Annotated in this window: 21 protein-coding genes; 4 read left to right on the top strand and 17 right to left on the bottom strand. The window is 27.7% G+C overall.

From position 1 onward, the window contains the following. Positions 1 to 154 precede the first annotated feature (154 nt). A complete protein-coding gene (locus tag I2A75_RS04275; protein WP_195263241.1) occupies positions 155 to 799 on the top strand; it encodes a TrkA C-terminal domain-containing protein in 645 nt (214 codons plus the stop codon). Between the two features lie 209 nt (positions 800 to 1,008). Here I2A75_RS04275 and I2A75_RS04270 read toward each other — a convergent pair whose 3' ends face one another. The 5 genes from I2A75_RS04270 to I2A75_RS04250 all read right to left on the bottom strand — a co-directional run bounded on the left by I2A75_RS04270 (position 1,009) and on the right by I2A75_RS04250 (position 5,580). After that, entirely contained in the window at positions 1,009 to 1,527 is a 519-nt protein-coding gene (locus I2A75_RS04270; protein ID WP_195263240.1) for a hypothetical protein, read from the bottom strand. A 143-nt stretch (positions 1,528 to 1,670) separates the two neighbouring features. After that, the gene (locus I2A75_RS04265; RefSeq protein ID WP_195263239.1) at positions 1,671 to 2,903 is read right to left on the bottom strand and encodes a hypothetical protein; all 1,233 of its coding nucleotides are present in this window, start codon (positions 2,901 to 2,903) and stop codon (positions 1,671 to 1,673) included. A 33-nt stretch (positions 2,904 to 2,936) separates the two neighbouring features. Next, positions 2,937 to 3,692, bottom strand: a complete 756-nt coding sequence (locus I2A75_RS04260; RefSeq protein WP_195263238.1) for an NAD(P)H-dependent oxidoreductase — start codon at positions 3,690 to 3,692, stop codon at positions 2,937 to 2,939. A gap of 249 nt (positions 3,693 to 3,941) precedes the next feature. Further along, on the bottom strand, positions 3,942 to 5,297 hold the full coding sequence (locus I2A75_RS04255; protein WP_195263237.1) for a PFL family protein: 1,356 nt from the start codon (positions 5,295 to 5,297) through the stop codon (positions 3,942 to 3,944). Between the two features lie 13 nt (positions 5,298 to 5,310). Then, entirely contained in the window at positions 5,311 to 5,580 is a 270-nt protein-coding gene (locus tag I2A75_RS04250; RefSeq protein WP_195263236.1) for an ACT domain-containing protein, read from the bottom strand. Between the two features lie 283 nt (positions 5,581 to 5,863). On the opposite strand from I2A75_RS04250, the gene I2A75_RS04245 reads away from it, so the two are divergent. Both I2A75_RS04245 and I2A75_RS04240 read left to right on the top strand, forming a co-directional pair. After that, positions 5,864 to 6,367 (top strand): GNAT family N-acetyltransferase, encoded by a 504-nt coding sequence (locus I2A75_RS04245; protein ID WP_243242004.1) that lies wholly within the window; start codon positions 5,864 to 5,866, stop codon positions 6,365 to 6,367. A gap of 146 nt (positions 6,368 to 6,513) precedes the next feature. Continuing rightward, on the top strand, positions 6,514 to 7,020 hold the full coding sequence (locus I2A75_RS04240; protein ID WP_195263235.1) for a hypothetical protein: 507 nt from the start codon (positions 6,514 to 6,516) through the stop codon (positions 7,018 to 7,020). A 149-nt stretch (positions 7,021 to 7,169) separates the two neighbouring features. Here I2A75_RS04240 and I2A75_RS04235 read toward each other — a convergent pair whose 3' ends face one another. The 11 genes from I2A75_RS04235 to I2A75_RS18080 form a co-directional block, all read right to left on the bottom strand. Further along, positions 7,170 to 7,529, bottom strand: a complete 360-nt coding sequence (locus I2A75_RS04235; RefSeq protein WP_195263234.1) for a DUF1667 domain-containing protein — start codon at positions 7,527 to 7,529, stop codon at positions 7,170 to 7,172. Between the two features lies 1 nt (position 7,530). Further along, the gene (locus I2A75_RS04230) at positions 7,531 to 8,784 is read right to left on the bottom strand and encodes an FAD-dependent oxidoreductase (RefSeq protein WP_195263233.1); all 1,254 of its coding nucleotides are present in this window, start codon (positions 8,782 to 8,784) and stop codon (positions 7,531 to 7,533) included. 10 nt (positions 8,785 to 8,794) lie between these two features. Next, positions 8,795 to 10,222: an NAD(P)/FAD-dependent oxidoreductase gene (locus tag I2A75_RS04225; protein ID WP_195263232.1), complete on the bottom strand. Its 1,428-nt coding sequence runs from the start codon at positions 10,220 to 10,222 to the stop codon at positions 8,795 to 8,797. A gap of 428 nt (positions 10,223 to 10,650) precedes the next feature. Next, positions 10,651 to 11,319 carry a Crp/Fnr family transcriptional regulator gene (locus I2A75_RS04220; RefSeq protein WP_195263231.1) on the bottom strand — a complete coding sequence of 223 codons (669 nt, stop codon included), beginning with the start codon at positions 11,317 to 11,319 and terminating at the stop codon, positions 10,651 to 10,653. A 376-nt stretch (positions 11,320 to 11,695) separates the two neighbouring features. Then, positions 11,696 to 11,920, bottom strand: coding sequence for a DUF6718 family protein (locus I2A75_RS04215; RefSeq protein ID WP_195263230.1), 225 nt, complete (start codon positions 11,918 to 11,920; stop codon positions 11,696 to 11,698). Further along, complete coding sequence (locus I2A75_RS04210) at positions 11,905 to 12,486, bottom strand: hypothetical protein (RefSeq protein ID WP_195263229.1); 582 nt, start codon at positions 12,484 to 12,486, stop codon at positions 11,905 to 11,907. Before I2A75_RS04210 ends, I2A75_RS04215 begins: the two co-directional genes overlap by 16 nt. A 194-nt stretch (positions 12,487 to 12,680) precedes the next feature. Continuing rightward, positions 12,681 to 13,670 carry a DUF4179 domain-containing protein gene (locus tag I2A75_RS04205; RefSeq protein ID WP_195263228.1) on the bottom strand — a complete coding sequence of 330 codons (990 nt, stop codon included), beginning with the start codon at positions 13,668 to 13,670 and terminating at the stop codon, positions 12,681 to 12,683. Next, positions 13,663 to 14,229 carry a sigma-70 family RNA polymerase sigma factor gene (locus tag I2A75_RS04200; RefSeq protein ID WP_195263227.1) on the bottom strand — a complete coding sequence of 189 codons (567 nt, stop codon included), beginning with the start codon at positions 14,227 to 14,229 and terminating at the stop codon, positions 13,663 to 13,665. The genes I2A75_RS04205 and I2A75_RS04200 overlap by 8 nt, the downstream gene beginning before the upstream one ends. Positions 14,230 to 14,710: 481 nt before the next feature. Continuing rightward, entirely contained in the window at positions 14,711 to 15,664 is a 954-nt protein-coding gene (locus I2A75_RS04195; RefSeq protein ID WP_195263226.1) for an alpha/beta hydrolase, read from the bottom strand. 13 nt (positions 15,665 to 15,677) lie between these two features. After that, positions 15,678 to 16,649, bottom strand: coding sequence for an alpha/beta hydrolase (locus I2A75_RS04190; protein WP_195263225.1), 972 nt, complete (start codon positions 16,647 to 16,649; stop codon positions 15,678 to 15,680). After that, positions 16,646 to 16,780, bottom strand: a complete 135-nt coding sequence (locus tag I2A75_RS18080) for a hypothetical protein (protein ID WP_279325024.1) — start codon at positions 16,778 to 16,780, stop codon at positions 16,646 to 16,648. The genes I2A75_RS04190 and I2A75_RS18080 overlap by 4 nt, the downstream gene beginning before the upstream one ends. A gap of 135 nt (positions 16,781 to 16,915) precedes the next feature. Here I2A75_RS18080 and I2A75_RS04185 point away from each other — a divergent pair, with 135 nt between their 5' ends. After that, the gene (locus I2A75_RS04185; RefSeq protein ID WP_207733756.1) at positions 16,916 to 17,419 is read left to right on the top strand and encodes a TetR/AcrR family transcriptional regulator; all 504 of its coding nucleotides are present in this window, start codon (positions 16,916 to 16,918) and stop codon (positions 17,417 to 17,419) included. A 347-nt stretch (positions 17,420 to 17,766) separates the two neighbouring features. Here the strand turns inward: I2A75_RS04185 and hcp are convergent, their stop codons facing one another. After that, positions 17,767 to 19,404, bottom strand: a complete 1,638-nt coding sequence (hcp, locus tag I2A75_RS04180; protein ID WP_195263223.1) for a hydroxylamine reductase — start codon at positions 19,402 to 19,404, stop codon at positions 17,767 to 17,769. Positions 19,405 to 19,438 lie beyond the last annotated feature (34 nt).

Genomic DNA, 19,438 nt, shown 5'->3' with positions numbered 1-19,438 from the left:
TAACATTAATATATAACCTTCTTATATTCCAATTATTTACTTCAAACAATACATTTATTCCTTATATTACCTCATTTATAGATTATATATTTCAATAGGTATTTTACTTTCCAATATTGTATGTTAGAATCTTAACGTAAAGGAGATGTTAATATTGTCTAAGCAAACAAAAACCCCTAATTATATAAAAATAGCTATTGATATAGCTCATAGAATAATAAATAATGAATTTTTAGAAGGAAGTAAAATAACAGGAAGAACTACTTTAGTTAGTATATATAATGTATCTCCTGAAACTATTAGAAGATCCTTAGCATTATTAAAAGATATGAATGTTGTTACTATTAATGAAAAAAGTGGAATCATAATAAATAATAAAACTTATGCAAAAGAATTTTTAAATAAATTCAAAACAAAATCAGATTTTACTCATTTAAATAGCGACACTTTTGATTTAATAAAGAAAAGAAAAGATATCGATAATAAGCTTGAAAAAAATATTAATGCAATAATTGAATTTGCTACTCAGCTAAGAAATGTTGGTTCTATTATCCCTTTTGAAAGTATAGTAGAAGAAAATAGTATTGCTGTAGATAAAAGTATTGGTGAACTTAACTTTTGGCATAATACAAAAGCTACTATAATTGCTGTTAAGAGAGATGGCGATTTATTCTTATCACCTGGCCCGTACTTCAAAATACATTCACAAGATATAATAGTTTATGTTGGAGAAGATTCTGTTCTAGAAACAGTTAAAAACTATATTTCTTTACCATCATCTGATAAAGAATTAAAATAACGGGGCATGTTTAATTTAGAATTTAAAAATTTAAAATGAATGTTGTATTTCATACTGAAATACTTTTAAATTTATATTATCTTAAACTATGTTATACTAATTTATTAATTTATGACATAAATTTAAGGTAGTTCATTTTGAACTACCTTAATATATAATTTATAAATATTATTCTATTTATAATGTTAAAATTAACTTACTCGGTAATTTTAATCACTTAAATATTCAGTGAAAATGCTACTTTTTTCTTTTAATATAGACACCTCATCAATAATAGAAGTATTATCTTTCATCACTTTAAAAACCATATAATCTGTCATATCTATTGACTTATCATCTGTTTTTAATTTATAAGACACTTCATATTCATAATGTATAAATTCATAATTTGTATAAGTATCATTTTCTGATTCTTTAGTTTTTACTATTTTAATATCTGTTATATCCTTTACATTATTCTCATTTATAACAGTATAATAAAAATGAAGAATTCTATTAGTCATTAAAGTGTCAAATCCGTTTTCTGTAAAGTATTCCCCAAAATTTGCTTTTGACTCCTCTGCGTATTTATCCAAATCCTCCCCAAATGTAATACCTTCATATGTCTTTACAGATAGTAACTTGTTAATGAAATTATCTATAGTTTTTTCTTGTTCTTTAGAATTACATCCTATTAGCAAAAGTAATGATATACCCATAAGTAAAATTATTTTAATAAAATTTTTCATTTACATACCCCTTTGCATTATATAGATAACAATTACTATGAATTAGTTATCTATTTATTATACTCAATCAAAACCTCAGTATGAAATACCACCTTAATTTTACATTTTACATTTTTAATTATGTTACAGCTCCGTTATTTTTATTAATTTTCCAATATATAATTAACTGCATCTTCAAACTCTATTTTTCTAATTTTTTTTCTAATCTTAAAATTTATATTTTCAATATATTTTATAGAAAAGGGCAGATATTCATTTATTATTTTTATATATTCACTTGAAAAAAACTCCTTACTTAATACTACTGAAAACAATATAAGCATTATGCAATTTGTTTTTATAAGTTCTTTTAATTCAGGTATATTTTTCCCTTTAAAACAACTGTCTTTTTCCAAAAATAAAGTTGTAAAATTTATTAATTTGTTTACTATTTTATCTAAATTATATTTAGGAGCTAATTGTGACATTATAGTTATATGATTATTATTTATATCAGATTTAATATCTTGTAAATCATCTGCCAGTTGAAGCAAGAAACCATAAAAAATACAAAAAGATATTTCATCTTTATTCAGCTTTCCCTTTGTTAAAAATCCATCTACTAGTACTGATGATCCACCTTTTTCAATAGATATTCCTAAAATATCCTCTTCATAAGGAATAGTAACGATATCTTGTTGTTTTAAACTTCTTATTTGACCTTTATGAATGGAAAGTAAAGATTTATATAACTCACTATAATCATTTCTTTTAAAGTCTTCTTCGATATAACTAACTAATTTATAAACATCTTCTTCATGCGAATCATTCCCCTCAATGTTCTCTCCATTTAATCTCTTTTTCAATTTATTATTAAATATTTTCTTATCTGCATCATTTATCTTTGTATTATCTAAATAATTATCTGTATATGGATATAACATACTATATCCAAATATAGCCTTAGACAACTGTACTTTTTCTCCAAATGCTGCTTGAAGAATATTTATAATCCAGACATTTCTCATAGCTTGCCCTATATCACTATAACTTAAATTATCATCAAATTGTTTTGCTTCTTTTATAAACCTTTTAGTGCTATTAAAAAAGTCATTCTTAAGATTTTTATTAATTATTCCGAGCTTAAAAGTTTCTTCTTCACTTTCTATAAAATCGTCTATAATTTTATTAAAATCCTTTTGCCACTCTTTCTTCTTACTATCTTCACTTGGAAATTCACTTATTTTTTTAATTATTAAATCTATATAATTATCTAAGTTCTTTTCTTTATTTTTCTTTTCGATATTAGTATATTTTTTCATATCCAATTTGAAATATCTATCTGATTTCCACCATTGGTCACTACATTCTAAATATATAGAGTTTATTAAGTCCATTATTAATCCCCCAAGTCTAATCTTATAATCACACTAACTTTCTACTTTGCCGCCCATTAATTTATAAGTAGCATTCCCTATTGCTCTTTTTAAAACTCCAATTTTAATATCAGGATGATAAACAAATTTTGCAAGCCCTGAATTCTTCCAATATATATAATCTGCATCTCCTTCTTTAAAAGGTGTTTCTCCTGATTTTCTCCATAAATTATACATAAATATAGATTTTACTTTTGGTTTGTGTATTTTTCTAGATATCAAATCTTCACTAAACTTACTAGATATACATTTTATTTTTTCCACATTTTTATCATTTAATTCTGTTGCTCTATATGCTATTGGTATCATTTCCACAAAATTAAATCCCCAATAATATAAGACATCCCTAATATACTTTGCTGAAGATGTATGACCTGCCCCTGCAGTAGTAGTAATTACTAATGCCTTTTTTGTAAAAAATTTTGGCCTATGAAAATTATATGACATATGGTCTATAAATATTTTTAAAAGCCCACTAACTTGCATTGAATAAACAGGTGAAGTGATTATAATAGCATCTGAATTTTCAATTTCATTAACTATATAACTTATCTTTTCATTGTGTGGGCATTTATCTTCACCTTTATAAATGCATAAAAAACATCCATTACAATAAGGTATGCTTTCTTTACGTAATTCAATATCTACAAATTCAATTTCACCATGTTTTTTCATTTCCTCTTTTGCAATATTTAATACATCCCAAGTATTACCCCTTCTTGGACTTCCATGTATTACAACACATCTCATAATTTCTCCCCCTAAAATAACAAAAGAGAAAGCACTTTATTTTGCCTTCTCTCTTGTGATTACTCTATTATATTATACACGATATTTATAAATTGCGAATTAAACTTAATGATATGTATTAACTTTCCGATTTTTATATAATATCTCCAATTTAATGGATATCATTAATGAGCCTAGTACTTCTTTGCGTAAGCTATTAGCTTATGGAACATATCTAGTTATCGTAGCCTTTATATTCACAATTTATGACTAATTCTTAAATGAATGGATTGGTGCTGGTATTCTTCCGCCTCTTTGTATAAATAATGAAGATGAATATTTATTTACAGGCATTACTGGAGCTGTTCCAAGTAATCCTCCAAACTCAACTAAGTCTCCTACCTTACAGCCAGGAGCTGGTATAACTCTTACTGCTGTAGTTTTATTATTAATCATTCCTATTGCTGATTCATCTGCAATCATAGCTGCTATTGTTTCTGCTGGGGTATCTCCTGGAACTGCAATCATATCTAATCCAACTGAACATATAGCAGTCATAGCTTCTAGTTTTTCTAAATTTAATGAACCATTTAATACAGCATCAATCATTCCTGCATCTTCTGAAACTGGTATAAATGCCCCACTTAATCCTCCTACATGACTACATGCCATAACTCCACCTTTTTTAACAGCATCATTTAATAATGCAAGAGCTGCTGTTGTACCATGAGTTCCAACTACTTCAAGTCCCATTTCTTCTAGTATATGTGCAACAGAATCTCCTACTGCTGGAGTTGGAGCCAATGATAAATCTACTATTCCAAATGGAACACCTAATCTTTCTGAGGCTTCTTTTGCAACTAATTGTCCCATTCTTGTAATCTTAAATGCAGTTTTCTTTATAGTTTCTGCAACTACATCAAAAGATTCTCCTTTTACTTTTTCTAATGCCCTTTGCACAACACCAGGTCCACTAACTCCAACGCTTATAACTTTATCAGCTTCTCCAACTCCATGGAAGGCTCCTGCCATAAAAGGATTATCTTCAACTGCATTACAGAACACAACTAGCTTAGCACAACCAAATCCCTTTGTATCCTTTGTATATTCAGCAGTTTTTTTAATTACTTCTCCCATTTCTCTAACTGCATCCATATTTATTCCAGCTCTAGTTGAACCTACATTTACAGATGAACATACTTTGCTAGTTTTAGCTAATGCTTCTGGTATTGAATTTATTAGTATTTTATCGCCTTTAGTATATCCCTTTTGTACTAAAGCTGAAAAACCACCTATAAAATCTATACCTAGAGTTTCAGCTGCTTTATCTAAAGTTTGTGCAAACTTAACATAATCTGTTTCATCTGTAGCTCCAGCAATTATTGATATAGGAGTTACAGCTACTCTTTTATTTACTATTGGAACCCCAAATTCATTTTCAATTTCTTTTCCTACTTTTACTAAGTCCTTAGCACTACTAACTATTTTATTATATATCTTTTCTCTTGCCTTATCTCCATCTGAATCTATACAATCCAATAATGAAATACCCATAGTTATAGTTCTTATATCAAGTTTTTCTTCTTCTATCATCTTTATGGTTTCTAATATATTATTACTATTCATCTCTAACCTCCAATTATAAAGTGTGCATTGAATTAAATATTTCTTCTCTTTGGATTTTAACCTCTACTCCAAGTTCTTCGCCTTTTGTTACTAATGCACTTTTAATATCATCAAAGGTAGAATTAGATTCTTTTAAATCTAACATCATTATCATTGTAAAGTATTTGTCCATTATAGTTTGATTAACATCTAAGATGTTTATGTTTAATCTTAATAATTCGTTACTAACGCCTGCAACTATTCCTACTTTATCTTTTCCTATTACTGTTAAAATTGCTTTCATAAATATTCAACTCCTATTTTTATTGTATTTTTCTAAATAATCTGAAAAGTTATTATAATTTTATCTCTAGTCCGTAAGTTTGTCAATTTTTAACTTCCATCATTCGTGGTTCTAGCAAACTTTATTCTTTTCAAATAAAAAATTAGGCTCTGTATTAATTAAGTGTTGATTTATCATACTATTGTGAAGGAATTTAAAGATATAATGTTAATATTTTTATTTTCATGTAATTATAACCATATTTAATGTATAATAAAAATATAAAATTAAAAGGATGGTAAGTATGATGAGCGTTATTAATATACGAAGAGTAAAAGCTGGTGATGCTAATACATTGGCTTACATTCAAACAGAATCATGGAAAAATGCATTTAACAAAATTTTGTCTAAAGAAAATTTAGATAAATATACTAACATTAATGAAGCTATAGAGTTATATAATATGTTACTTAGCAAAAATATTGGAAATGGATTCATATTGTCCATTAATGAAAATCCTCATTGTATTGCATATTGGGATAAAGCAAGGGATGAAGAAATGAAGGGATATTCAGAGATTATTTGTATTCATAGTTTATGTGATAATTGGGGAAAAGGATACGGAACAGTAATGATGGATTATATTTTAAGAGATATAAAAAATGCTGGATTTAGCAAAGTTATGCTATGGGTATTTAAAGAAAATATTAGAGCACGTAAATTTTATGAAAATCATGGATTTGTTCTAACAGATAAATCTAAAAAATTTTGTGATGCTGTTGAGGTAATGTATTGCAAAGATTTATAGATGTTACGTATACAATTCTATTCAAAATCAATTTTAAGTAAGTAAAATCAATGACTTAAAAGGATATAAGGTTTCGTTATACCCTTAGGAAAAATTAATATTGAAGTTATATTTACTAATACCTAGTTTTTTAGGAGGAGCTTTCCATGAGAAAAAAAATAATAATAAGTATATGTGCTACGGTATTAATCCTTTTTTCATTATCTCTTTATAAATATTTTCAGTTAAACAATAATAAATTAAATACCTATGCTGATAGAGTTCTATGGTTAGCTATTAATACACAAAACTCTATTTATGCAATTACGGAAGCTTCCCCAACAGAAGAAGATTTTAACCGCAATGTAGAAGACCTAATTATTAATGTCTATGCATTACAAAATGTGTTAGAGAGTGGTGAAATATTACTTTCAGGAAATGGCGTGAACGGTAGTGCACTTTATAATTCTTTAGATAATCTTGAATCAGTATTGAAATACGATAATAGTAACCTAAAAAATATTGAACTAGATGCTATAAATAGTGCTAGTGATGTATTAATTCAAAGATTACAGCCTCATTATGGTAGTGAAAAAAATATAAGTAAAAAGGAAATACTTGAAGCTATTCAATTAGCTTTAATGAAAATGAAAATAATCGAGCTACTTCATTAATTACTAATATGTAATTAACTATTATAAAATTGGCAGATAAATTTTAATTTGTACATATATTTATGTTAAATAAGATGACTGGCTATTAATAGCCAGTCATCTTTAATCATTTTTCTTCCTTTATACTTCTATTTTAAATTTAATATTATTTAAGCTTTAATGCTTTTTATATCTCTACAACTTACAATATCAATTCCTGTTCCTAATATATCTTTAAGAATTATTTCACCTACAGAAACAGGCGCAACTACTTCAAGTTTTTTAAGCTGTTCCATACATTTAAAGTTAAGCTCTTTTGGAATAGCTCCCTTTGTTTTTACTGGAAGCACTGGAAGTTCACCATCTTTTATCTTAACAGTTGTAGTTATTACTCTAACAGGATTTGTTATTTCACTAATCCCATAATCAATACCTCTCTTGCATCCATTTCCACTTACTTTGTTTTCTTCAATGTTGACCTTTAAATGACATCCCATAGGACAACATATACAAATCAAATTCTTTTCCATTTTATTCACCATCCTCTAAAGAAATAATTAAATCTTCTTCTATATTGCTTAATAGCTTCTTACTTAAGACTACTCTCTCCATTTCTGATGGTGCTAAATGCCTTTTCTTTAGCCTTGTAACTTCTTTATTTCCAGATTTAACAACAAGCACTTTATCCTTATAGACATTATTTACTCTCATAAATACAGTCAATTTTTCATCTATATCTTCTATACAAATCTTTTGAGGAACAGTATAATTTATAGCATTACCATTTTTTATATTTATATAATTTTCCTTCTTTAATATGTTTTTCAAATACTTTGCAGCTGATTTTCCAGCATGTTTAGCCTCTTCAGTAACAAAATCCACTAAATCATGTACATGAACTACATTTCCACAAGCAAAAATTCCATCAACATTAGTTTCCATGCTTTCTGTTACAACAAGTCCATTAGTTCTTCTATCTAATTCTATTCCTACTTTATCTGATAACTCATTTTCTGGAATTAATCCAACTGATAATAGCAATGTATCACATTCAAATTCTAACTCTGTTCCTTTTATAGGTCTCTTATTTTCATCAACCTTTGAAATTATAACTTTTTCTAGTCTTTTATCTCCAATTATATCTACAACTGTATGTGATAAATATAATGGTATATTATAATCTTCTAAGCATTGAACTATATTTCTATTAAGTCCATTTGAATATGGCATAAGCTCTACAACTGCTTTTACCTTAGCACCTTCTAATGTCATTCTTCTAGCCATTATAAGTCCTATATCACCTGAGCCTAAGATTACCACTTCTTTGCCCGGCATATATCCTTCCATATTTATATATCTTTGAGCTGCTCCTGCAGTATATACCCCTGAAGGTCTATCCCCTGGAATATTTATAGCTCCTCTTGTTCTCTCCCTGCATCCCATTGCCAATATAATTGCCTTTGTTTCCAAAATCATATAGCCATCATTAGAATTTATTGCATGTATTTTTTTATCTTCTTCTATTTCTAGAACCATTGTATCAAGTTTAATATCTATTTCACTACTTTGAACTAACTTTATAAACTTGTCTGCGTACTCTGGACCTGTAAGCTCCTCTTTAAAAGTATGAAGTCCAAATCCATTATGAATACATTGGTTTAGTATCCCTCCAAGCTCTCTATCTCTTTCAATTATTAAGATATTTCTTACTCCATTTAAATAAGCTTCATATGCAGCTGCAAGACCTGCAGGACCTCCACCTATTACAATTAAATCATAACTCATAATTATCCCCCTATCTTGACTTTCCAGTTAAAATATATGAACCATCTTTTTCTAAAACTATATTTTCTAACGGTATATTAAGCTCTCTAGATATAATTTCTTGAACACGTGGTCCACAAAATCCCCCTTGGCATCTTCCCATTCCTGGTCTACATCTTCTCTTTACTCCATCTAATGAAATAGTTCCAAAGGATCTTTTTATAGCATCTACTATTTCTCCTTCAGTTATTTGTTCACATCTACATATGATTCTTCCATATCTACTATCCTTTTTTATTACCTCAGCTCTTTCTTCTAATGAAAGTTCCATAAATCTGATTTGCTCTCTATATGGATTAAATTTATCATTTTTATCCATCTTAAGTCCTGCATTTTTTAATATATCTAATATATCTATAGCTATTGCTGGAGCAGCAGATAATCCTGGTGACTTCATACCAGCTACATCTATAAATCCTTTAACATCTTCATTTTCTTCTATAATAAAATCTCCATTATCAGAATGTGCTCTTAAGCCTGAAAAATTTCTAATTGAATTTCTAAAATTTATTTTATTTGTTGTCTTTGAAGCAGTTTCTTTTATATATTCTAAACCTTTACTTGTTGTTTTTACTGAATCTTTATCTTCAATAGTTTCTGCATTCGGTCCTACTATCAAGTTTCCATGAACAGTTGGAGTAACTAGTACACCTTTTCCAAGCTTTGTAGGACATTGAAATATAGTGTGTTCAAACATCTTACCTTCATTCTTATCAATTACATAATATTCTCCTCTAATTGGAGTTATCTCAAATTTCTCTTCACATATCATGTTATGAATCTTATCGCAATAAACACCAGCTGCATTTATTACGTATTTTGCTTCTACTGTTTCTTTATCTTTTATGTTAATTTTAAAAATATCATCTTTTTCTATTCCTATAACTTCACTACTTAATTTGATTTCTCCCCCATTTTCTATACCATTTTCAATTAAAGCTATTGTATATTCAAATGGTCCTACTATTCCTCCTGTTGGAGCATATAATGCACCTAATATATCATCATTTAAATTAGGCTCTTTTAATAAAACTTCTTCTTTATTTAAGAGTTCTAATCCCTTTACTTTATTTTTAATACCATTTTCATATAAAACTTTTAATAATTCTAACTCTTCTTCATTAAAAGCTATTACTAATGAACCATTTCTTTTAAAGGGTACAGATAGCTCTTTGCATAAGTCTTCAAACATTTCATTACCCTTTACATTGTATTTTGCCATTAGCGTTCCATACTCCGGATCATACCCAGAATGAATTATAGCTGAATTTGCTTTTGTAGTTCCCATGGCTACATCATTTTCTTTTTCTAAAATTACAACTTTTAAATTAAATTTAGTTAGTTCTCTAAAAATAGAAGCTCCTATAACACCAGCTCCTATTATGGCAACATCATACATATATATACCCCCATTAATATTATTTAAATTTAGTTTAACCAATTTTTTATAATTTAAATTATCACTGTAATCTGTGTTTAGATAACAAAAAAAGCACAAAAATAAGACTTAAATCTTATTTTTATGCTTAACTCTAACTTCTCTTAGCACATTAAATAATTATGACCCCATTATATCATATATTTTTCCAATGGTACATATAGTTTTCAGAATTTTATCTATATAATATTTTTCATATAGAATTTATACAAAGATTATTAAACTTTTTTGGCAATTATGCTAAATTCTCTAAATTCTATTTAATTTATTAAAATATTCCATTATAATATATTTGTTGCACGGGTTAATTTAAGTTATCCCTTTACAATTTATATATACCAAATAATAGGCAGACTTCTTTCATAGGGTCTGCCTATTTATTTTTATTACTAAATAAAAAATTCATCTTCTAGCCCTTCAAGATCTAATATAGTTATTTCTTTTAAAGTAAACTCTATAAGCCCCATATCTCTCATATTTATTAGTTCTCTTGAAAGAGATGGCCTTGGTATTCCAAGTTCTTCAGCTAAATCCTTTTTAGATGATATTTTTAATGAAAATGTATTATTTCTTTTATAATTATCAAGTAAAAGCTTACATATCTTCCTTCTTATTGAATCTAATTCTATTAAATTTATTTTTCTATTTAATATAACTATTTTTTGAGATAAAAGTTCTAATATGTTTTCTGTAAATTTTGTATTTTTTTGAATTATTCCTAAAACACTTTTTTTAGGAAGAGATAATACCTTACAATTTTCAAAAGCCATAACTGTTGCAGGATATTCCTTCTCTTTAGAGAATAATAGTGCTTCTGCAAATACATCACTTACATTAAAATAGGATAATGTTAATACTTTTCCATTTTCATATATAGTTTGTATTACAGCCTTTCCTTCAATTACAACAGATAAACTATTACACTTTTCTCCTTGGTTTGCTATTACTTCACCCTTTTTATAAGATTTTATTATATATGATTCGCTTTTTAAAATTTCTCCTATTTCATCTTCAGAAATCCCTTTAAAAAAGCAAGTATTCTTTAATATATCTATCATACGAACTCTCCTTTGTATAAAAATGCGAACATTTTTATAATTGATAATTGATAATGCATAATGGACAATTAAGAAAAAACCCCAGGGATTTTTAAATAAAAGGTGCTGCGCACCAATTTAATTTAAGTTTTGCTGTGCAAAACCTCCTTAATTATCCACTATCAATTGTCCATTATCAATTTAAATTGCTTTGTAATTTATTAATATTATACTATCATAAATTATACATAAAAAAAATAAAAAGCTATTGTAAAACTAATCGACTCCCGTTTTGAGGCTCAAAGATATAATTTCTGTATAATTATTTGTCAGTAGTTCAATAAAAATAGCTATTATCAAGTTATAAAAATCAACTTGATAATAGCCTTATAATTTATTAATTAAGCATTGCTTTATCAATAAATTCACCAACACTATGTGTCATATTAAATGGTTCGTATTCTTTCCACATCTCTAAGTTAGATAATAATACAACCTGTTTCTCTTTTCCATCCAATTTATAATTCAATAAATCATCTATCATATCAACTTCTTTAGAATCATTTGATCCATATACAATTGATCCTACAGAATTAAAATTCTTAACTAATATATAATACATTTATCTAATTCCTCCTTAAAATCATCTTCATTTTGGATTATTCCTTTATCATATAAATCCTTTAATTTAATACCTATCATATTTTCTTTATATTTATAAACATATTTATGCAACCACATATTAAAGATATAATCTCTTTGGGTAAAAAACTGTACTTCAATTGGATAATGATAATTACTCTTCTTATAGTAAATATGATATCCTCTATATCCATCATCATTTTTCTTGCCACTTGACATATCTACATGTTTTATATTTTCATTATTCAAATTAATATCATAATCTAGAACTATCACTCTAATACCTAATATATCATTGAAACATGCTCCAATTTCTTTGGTAGGATAATATCTATCATACTTCAAATTTATAGATTGTAATGACTTTATTCTGTAAGTATATTCATCTAATAATCTTCTTCTTTTCTTTAAAAACAACCTATAGTCATTAAGTTCTTCCATTAAAATCTCTTTATCTACTTTTCTAAGAGTATTCTTTAAGTTTTTTCCGAGTTTAGTTTCATAACTTATTGCATCTAAAGTCCTAATTAACTTTTTAGTATCCACGTTGTTTCCCCTCTACAAACAAATAGTATAAATTGATATTATTTCTATACTTCATTATAACATAAGGCAATAATACTTTTAATATTATTGCCTTGATTTTTTACTATTAATAAATATCTAATGGAAAACTTGGAATCTTTATCTCTAATGCTTCTTTATTAAATAGATAAATTATATTTTTGCTATTAATAAAATCATTTTATATTAACTTCCTTTTCAAATAGTAACTTATCTTTAGAAGAATTGTTGTAAATATTAATTATTAATTCATCACCTTTTAAATTAATTTTATTAAATATAGTATCAGATGATGTTCCTCCCCATCTTCCTTCCTTTGGATTAAGGCTATTGCCATATTTATCAGTGACACTTACATCATATGAACCATGTGATGTACCGTCTTGATGTAAAGTTGTTACAGTTACTTCAAAAGGAGTCACAACAATCTCCCCAATGCCAATTCCCTCACTATTAGTAGAGTTTATTTCAATCTTCTTAGATAAATTTTCTTCTCTATTTATTTTAGCTTTAAATCCCCAATCCCCTACTCTCATTAATTCAGCTCTATCATCGCCAACATTAGGAAAACATCTAAATAAGTTAATTAATATTTCAAACTCAAAATCATCTGGTATTGGAGCTTTTAATAAACTTAAATCATATCTTTCTACACCTTCAAATGTATTATCATCCGTAAATACACCTTCAAGACCAGAGATTCCTGAAGAATCAAGTTTCTCATCGGTGAAGCTTAACTTTTCATTACCTTGATATAAAAGCTGTCTTTCACTAATTGGTATTTCTTCTGTTTTAAAAGGAGTATCACTTTTCACAATATATGATGCGTATAAATATCTACCATCAAATATAGCATCTGTTAGCGTTACCTCAACACCGTTATTCTTTATTGATTCATTTACAGTTGCATAATCAACACCTTTTCCCCCGTTAATTAATCTATCATTCAACTGCTCAAATACTTTTTCAAGTGGTGGTATTACACTTGCAATAGTTGGTCTGGTGACACCTAACATAATAAAACAGATTAATCCAGCAGCTATTATAGTTGAAATCCTCTTAGTTCTTTTTTTATTTTTTAATTTATATGCATTATTGAATGAATCTTCTATAAAATCATCTATATTTTCAGGAATTTTTATATCATTAAAATCACTTTTATTCATTTAAATAATCCTCCTTTAATATCTTCCTTAATGAAGCTTTTGCTCTAGTAAGATATGTTTTAACTGTATTTTCAGGAAGACTCATTATCTCAGAAATATCCCTAATCTTCATATCATTAAAATACTTCATTATTATTACAGTTTTATAATTATCTTTAAGCAAATCAACTGCATTATATAAATCTATTTTTTCTTCTATTGAAACACCTGAGATATATTGTATTACATTATGCTCTTCTCCTAATTGGTCCGTTTTAGAATTTGTTTTGTTCATATCAATAGCTACGTTTATTAATACTCTAGTTATCCACGTTTTAAAGTAACTCGGATTTTTTAGCTTATGAATATTAAAAACTCCTTTTACTATTGTCTCTTGCAGTATTTCTAATGCCTTTTCATCATCTTTTACATACATATATGCAATTTTATATAAATAAACTTTATATTTTTTTAAAATGCAAATAAAAGAATTTTTATCTCCATTAATAGCCTTTTTTACAAGCATATTTTCATCAAATGTGGTAATTACATTATCCTTTAAATTTAGAATATTATCCATATTTCCCTCCTTAGCATCGATGCTTTCACTTATTAGACTTTTAAAAACTAATTAATGTTTCAAAAACTTTACTAATTATCCATATAAAATAAATATTTTTTTTTGAAATTTAATAGCAAATAAATACTTATTCTAAAAATAACAAAAAATAGAGCCAAATGGCTCCATTCAATCATTGTTGGATCACTAGTTGCTACCTTAACCTTCATGCAGATCAGAGCAAAACAACCTTAATTTTTTACTATTAACTCTTCACTAATAAATTGCTTCACAATTTATTACTATAATACTATCATAAATTATAGGTAAAAAAAATAAAAAGCTATGATATAAAGTGTACATCTAAAAACTACAAATATTGTTTATTGCGAAGTCTCTGCTTTAAACTAATATTGATATTATACATTTTTAATTTACAATATACTAATATTTAGAAGCAGAATGGTACAAACTGAGTTCTACTTTTTTATAGAGTTGTGTATTACTTATTTATTTTAACATCTTGCCAGTTAGCGTTTGTAAGTATCTCCGAATCCTCCTCAAAGAATACACCACCAGCTTGTAAATCATCTTTTAGCCAATACATAAACCAAGCTGTCATATATCCATCTGCTTTTTGATATGTCGCTCCGTGGTCTACATTCACTAATCTTCCCATAACTTTATATTCAGTAGTTAATTTACTATAAATATCCTTCATCGCATATAATGGGCATATTCCTTGACCTGTTGTTTCTTCTATGCTTATTGCTTCTCCTGCATCAAAATATTCTGTTCCTGCAATAAAGAAATAAGGTATATTTATTTTTGTTACATCATAAGCCCAGTCAGTACCAAGATGGCCTTCTTGTCCAAAAAATGGTGATGTTGCACTTGCTGTATACATTGCTTTATATAATTTACCATTGCCCCAGTTATTTACAGCATTAATTGTTCCAACTCCACCTTGTGAGTGTCCACCAATACCAATATTATCAGTATCTATTTTATTATAGAAAATACTATTTTTATCTTGATTTAATTTTAAAACATAGTCTAAAGATTTTGAAGAAGATTCACCACTTCTTGAATTTTCATCTTCATTTCCAATTACTACAAATCCCCAAGATGCCAAATGTTTGAAAAAGGCTTTATATTTTGATGCCGTTATCCCAGTACCATTTGCAACAACAATTAATGGGTATTTTTTATTACTATTCTCTAAATCAGTTGGATACCATATTTCATATTTTTTAAATACATCACTATCAGCATCAAAGGATTTAAATGATACTTCATACTCTCCAAACTCGGAATACTTCTTTTCTAAATTTTTTTCAGTTTCTAAATAATTATAGTAATGATTCACTCTGTATTCTATTACTTTTAATAAAATAAACACTCCTCCAATTATTATTAATAATATAACTCCAATAATTTCTAAGAATTTTTGCATTTTTACCTCACTTTTATTTTTCTACTGGCATATATTTATCTAAATAGCTAATAACTGTATCCATAAATTCTTCATATAGCTTAGAATCATTTTGAAGTCCATGTCCTGAATGTTGTGCTTCAAAATATTTATAATCTACATTATTATCTTTTAATGCATTAACTAGATGTCTTGCAGTTTTAAATGGACATATTTTATCGTATTTTCCATAAGCAATTACAGATGGAACTGATTTTTCATTTACCCATGCATAAGCTGATATTGGTTTAATTATTTCTTGAAGTCTATCTGTTCCAATAATATCTTTATCTATTTCACTACCAAGCATTACTCCAAATAGTCCCGCAGCTGCTTCATTGCTTTTATCTAGTCCATAAACATCCCAATCTTCAGCAAAGAAACTTGATGGCCCAACCATCTCAAACATCATTTTAACCGGTATAGGAGATTCCTCAGCATCCCTATAAGCATATAACATAGCAAGTGTTCCACCTGCTGAGCCACCACTTATAACCATTTCATTTAAATTATACCCGAGTTTTTTGGCTTCTTCTACAACAACTGGCATAGCCTCTTTTATTTCCATAGATTGAGAATAAACACTAGCCCCATTTTCATCAGTACGAAGTGTATAATTTATACCTGCAGTTACATATCCTTTAGAACATAACCATTCAAGTATTGCTGCATCGCCACTTTTATCTCCAGTTGTAAAACCTCCTGCATGAAGATAGACAATCAATCCATAATTTTCTTTTGAATTATCCTTTGGAACATATAAATCAAATTTATTAGATTCTTTATCACCGTAAGAAATATCTTTATAAATTGTACCTATAGAGTTATCCCAATCTACAGAATATTTTTTAGCCCACTTAGGTTGATAGGTTATTTTAAATATAGCTGAGCCAACAAATGAAATAATAAATGCTAATATGCATATAAATATAAACATTCTTTTTCCTTTCTTCATTTTATTTTTCATAGTAAATTACCTCCAAACATTGTGCCACCTAACATAAGATTCATAATAGCTCTTACAGCCAATCTACCTAATACAGCAGCAACAAGAATAACAGTAATAAGAATAACTACTCGTTTTGTTGTAAATATCATAATACTTTCCTCCTAACTCTACTTGACATCTCAATGTAACAAGTGTAACATCAACATGTAACAAGTGTAACATCTCACTTTTGCTCAATCAATGGATTTTAAAAAATGATACAAAGAAGGGAGAAATGTAACATCGTGGATAATGTTGAAAAAACCAGTTATGTAAAAAAGCAGATTACCAGTGCTTTACTTAAATTATTGAAAGAAAAAGAGCTGAAGGATATTTCTATAAGTGAAATTACTACAGCTGCTCAAGTCAGTCGTATTTCTTTTTATCGCAACTTTGACGATAAAGACACTATCATTAAAGAGTACATGTCTTTGACATTAAATGAATGGAATAAAAAGTACCCCAAAAATAGTGAACATACCGATGATGATATTCTTGGGGATATATTTGCCTATATTACAGAATATAAAGATTTTTATTTGTTGCTAAGAGATAGAGGCATTTTCTATTTTCTTAAAGATATTATTATGGATGCTTTAGGACCCAAGGCGGAGTATCCAAACTTTGGTGCCTACACTGCTGCTTTTATTGCAAATGGTATTTATGGATGGATTGAAGAATGGTTTTTAAGAGGAATGCAAGAATCAGGCGAAGAAATGACAAAGCTACTTAAAAATAGAAATCTGTAAAAAATATTTAGTGTTGTCTTTTAAGGTTACAGTTTATTGTAAAGCTAATGAACATTCAACAAAAAAATAAATATTAATTTCTAAACTAAGCCCTGCTTCTGATGATCTTAAATATTAGATTATTTTATCTATGAAAAATACATATTTACAGATTTAAAATTAAGTAAAAATCATCTTTACATACTATATATTTCTCTTACTTATAAAAATTAATATCATAAATTTTAATAAACATAATTTCCCAAATAAAAAAAAGATGACTTCTGCTAAGTACAGAAATCATCTTCTTAATATTTTTAGATGTCATTAATAAAATTCACTTTAATAATCAGTTTTTAATCTTCTTATTATGCTAAGAACATATTTAAATCATCTTCAACATTAGTGATTCCACCGATACCAAAGTTTTCAACAAGTACTTTAGCTACATTTGGTGATAGGAATGCTGGTAATGTTGGTCCTAAGTGGATATTCTTAACTCCAAGATATAATAATGATAATAATACTATTACAGCTTTTTGTTCATACCATGCAATATTAAATGCTATTGGTAATTCATTAATATCTTGTAATTCAAATACTTCTTTAAGTTTTAATGCTATTAATGCTAATGAGTATGAATCATTACATTGTCCTGCATCTAAAACTCTTGGAATTCCACCGATATCTCCTAAATCTAATTTATTGTATTTATATTTTGCACAACCTGCTGTTAATATAACAGTATCATTTGGTAAAGCTTTTGCAAAATCTGTGTAGTAATTTCTTGACTTAGCTCTTCCATCGCATCCTGCCATTACGAAGAACTTCTTAATTGCTCCTGACTTAACAGCATCTACAATTTTATCTGCAAGTTGCATTACTTGATTATGAGCAAATCCTCCAATTATTTCTCCTTTTTCTATTTCTGTTGGAGCCTTACATTTCTTTGCAAGTTCAATCATTTCTGAGAAATCTTTAGCTTGTCCATCTATACCATCTATATGCTTACATCCTGGGAATCCTGCTGCTCCAGTTGTGAAAACTCTGTCTTTATAGCTATCCTTTGGTGGTACTATACAGTTAGTTGTCATTAGTATTGGTCCATTGAAGCTTTCAAATTCTTCTTTTTGCTTCCACCATGCATTTCCATAGTTTCCTACAAAGTGACCATATTTCTTAAATGCTGGATAGTAGTGAGCTGGTAACATTTCTGAGTGAGTATAAACGTCTACTCCTGTACCTTCTGTTTGCTTTAATAATTGTTCTAAGTCTTTTAAATCATGACCTGAAACTAATATTGCTGGGTTATTTCTAACACCTATATTAACTTTTGTCATTTCTGGGTGTCCATAAGTTCCAGTATTAGCACTATCAAGTAAAGCCATACCGTCTACCCCAACCTTACCAGTTTCTAAAGTTAAAGCAACTAATTCATCTACTGTTAAATTATCATTTAATAATTTAGCTAAAGTTTCTTGCATAAATGCACTTACTTCTTCATTATCATAACTTAATTCGTTAGCATGTTTCATGTAAGCTGATAATCCCTTTAATCCATAAGTTATAAGTTCTCTTAAACTTCTTATATCTTCATCCTTAGTTGCTAATACACCAACTTCTCTTGATTTTGCATCATATTCTTCTCTTGTAGTCGCTGTCCATAATGCAGCTTCTGATAAACCATCTTTGTTTGATAACTTATTTAATAATTCTTCTTTTATTTCTAAAACTCTTTTAACTCTTTCATAGAATATTTCATCGTCAAAGTTAGCATTAGTTATAGTTGTAAAAAGGTTTAATGTTATAAAGTGATTAATTTCAGCTGAAATTTCTTTTCCTTCTTTTCTTAATCTTGTTGTAACTTCTGATAATCCTTTTGTTGTATATACTAATAGATCTTGCATTCTTGCTAAATCTGGTGATTTACCACAAACTCCAAATTGTGTACATCCAGTACATCCTGCTGTTTCTTGACATTGGAAACAAAACATCTTATTTTCCATCGAAAAAATCCCCCTTGATAATCTAAATCTTAAT

It is taken from the genome of Clostridium sp. 1001275B_160808_H3 (assembly GCF_015550425.1).
Classification (GTDB): Bacteria; Bacillota; Clostridia; order Clostridiales; family Clostridiaceae; genus Clostridium.
The sequence above is the reverse complement of the archived record's forward strand: the minus strand, read 5'-3'. Positions and strand labels throughout refer to the sequence as shown.